The organism is Streptomyces sp. UH6, from assembly GCF_013421635.1.
GTDB classification, from domain to species: Bacteria; Actinomycetota; Actinomycetes; order Streptomycetales; family Streptomycetaceae; genus Streptomyces; species Streptomyces abyssomicinicus.
The window spans coordinates 1-1947 of the sequence record NZ_JACADT010001034.1 but is presented as its reverse complement, the minus strand read 5'-3'; the positions used below and the strand labels follow the sequence as shown (position 1 = coordinate 1947).

The following is a 1947-nucleotide window of genomic DNA, read 5'->3' as shown; positions in this document are numbered from 1 at the left end:
CGCCCTGGAGGCGGGCCGCGCGGCGGTGGGGCGGACCCTGCGTCTTCCGCCGGCCTGAGGGGTACTCCGGGCGGATGAGCGGAACGTGCGGCGCGAGTCCGCCGCCCCGTTCCCGTCGCCCGTTCCCCGTCGCCCAGGAACACGGTGGTCCCCCATGAGCCCGTCCCTCGGCCCCGGCCGTCCGCCCGGCGGCAGCCGTCCCTCTGGCGCCGGCCGCCCGCCCGACGACGGCCGGTCCTCCGCCGACCAGCTCGGCCTGCACTTCGTCGGCAACGCGACCCTGCTGCTCCGCTACCGCGGCCTCACCCTCCTCACCGACCCCAACTTCCTCCACCGGGGCGAACACGCCCATCTGGGGTACGGACTGTTCAGCCGCCGCCTCACCGAGCCGGCCCTGGACGTCACCGATCTCCCCGGGCTGGACGCGGTGCTCCTCTCCCACCTGCACGGGGACCACTGGGACCGCCGCGCCCGCCGTCACCTGCCGCGCGACCTCCCGGTGGTCACCACGCCGCACGCCTGCCGCCGCCTTCAGGGGCTGCACGGGTTCCGCCGGGCCGTCGGGCTGCGCACCTGGGAGGAGTACACCGTGCGGCGCGGCGACGACCAGGTGCGCGTGACGGCCGCCCCGGGCCGCCACGCCGGGCATCCACTGTTGCGCCGCCTGCTGCCGCCGGTGATGGGCAGTCTGCTGGAGTTCGGGCCGGTGGCCGGGCCGCCCCGGCTGCGGCTGTACATCTCCGGGGACACGCTGATGTTCCCGGACCTCGCCGAGATCCCCCGCCGGTTCCCCGGAGCGGACCTCGCCGTGCTGCACCTGGGCGGCACCCTGCTGCCCGGTGGCCTGCTGGTCACCATGGACGGCGCGCAGGGGGCCGAACTGGCGCGGCTGGAGGACCCCCGGCACGTCCTGCCGGTGCACTACGGCGACTACACGGTCATGCGTTCGCCCCTGTCGGACTTCCTGGCCGAGGCGGAACGGCTCGGGCTCGGGGACCGGATCGTGCACTGCCGCCACGGGCAGCGGGCCGTGGTCCCGGCGGACGGATCCGATCCGGTGGTGAGCTGAGGCCGGACGGGGACGGGCCTGACCGTTTGGACCGCCTCGCCGTGTGAAACCCGCGACGCGTCCGCACTTCGCACACCCCCGGGAGGACGATCATGGCCACGGGTGAGACGGGCTTCAGCGACGTCGTGTTCGACCTGATCTCCGTCCAGTACCACTCCCTCAAGGCCGGGCACGACTACGGCCAGTACGTACGCGACGCGGAGAACGCCGGCAAGACGGAGATCGCCGACTTCTTCCGCACGGTGATGGCACAGGACTCCGAACGAGCGGCCCGGTGCCACGAGTTCCTCAAGCAGCTGTCGGGGACCGTGGACGCGGGTCCCGCGGCGGGCTGAGCGGGCCCGGAGCCCGCACGTCACGCGGGGCGGGGAGGCGGACGCCGACGGCGTCCGCCTCCCCGCCGTTGTCCGGCACCGGGTGCGGACGTGTCGCCGGTGCACCGGACACCGAGATGTGAACACGCTCCGTGACGACCGAGGCCTGTGCGACGTCCGGTGCGAGAGGGGTCACTTGATAGGTCATGTGTGCGAACTGTCCTGCGGTAGAGGGTTGTCGAGGCGCATAGTTGCCCAACCGCCCGGCAGAATGCGCGATTACGTGACTACTGTGAGTGTCCGCCGTGCGGGGGCGCGTCTCCTGCCGCCCGCGCGAGCGCCCCCGGTCCCTGACGCACCCCCAGCACGAGGACGTCGATGTCTCACCTCCGCGCACCGGCCGACCGCAGATCGCCGCAGCAAGGACAACTGCCCCCGCTCGGGCCACAGTTGTCGCGCATCGCGGTGCTGCCACCCGTAGCGGTGACGCTCGGCGGCGGTGCGGCCGTGCTCTACGTCGTCCTGACCGCCGGCGCCCCGGCCGGGCCCGCCCTGTGGGCCGTC

General features: G+C 73.8%; 2 protein-coding genes and 1 pseudogene. All 3 read left to right on the top strand.

Annotated features, from left to right (window positions below; genetic code table 11):
- The first annotated feature begins 154 nt into the window (after positions 1-154).
- Complete coding sequence (locus tag HW445_RS28855; RefSeq protein ID WP_180223789.1) at positions 155-1069, top strand: MBL fold metallo-hydrolase; 915 nt, start codon at positions 155-157, stop codon at positions 1067-1069.
- 92 nt (positions 1070-1161) lie between these two features.
- Positions 1162-1404, top strand: a complete 243-nt coding sequence (locus tag HW445_RS28850) for an acyl carrier protein (protein WP_180223788.1) — start codon at positions 1162-1164, stop codon at positions 1402-1404.
- Between the two features lie 357 nt (positions 1405-1761).
- Positions 1762-1947 (top strand): annotated as a pseudogene (locus HW445_RS32935) (ATP-binding protein); the annotation flags it as partial.

Bases quoted from the DNA above. Each gene is read 5' to 3' on its own strand.
- HW445_RS28850 (WP_180223788.1), top strand. From the start codon at position 1,162: ATGGCCACGGGTGAGACGGGCTTCAGCGACGTCGTGTTCGACCTGATC.
- HW445_RS28855 (WP_180223789.1), top strand. From the start codon at position 155: ATGAGCCCGTCCCTCGGCCCCGGCCGTCCGCCCGGCGGCAGCCGTCCC.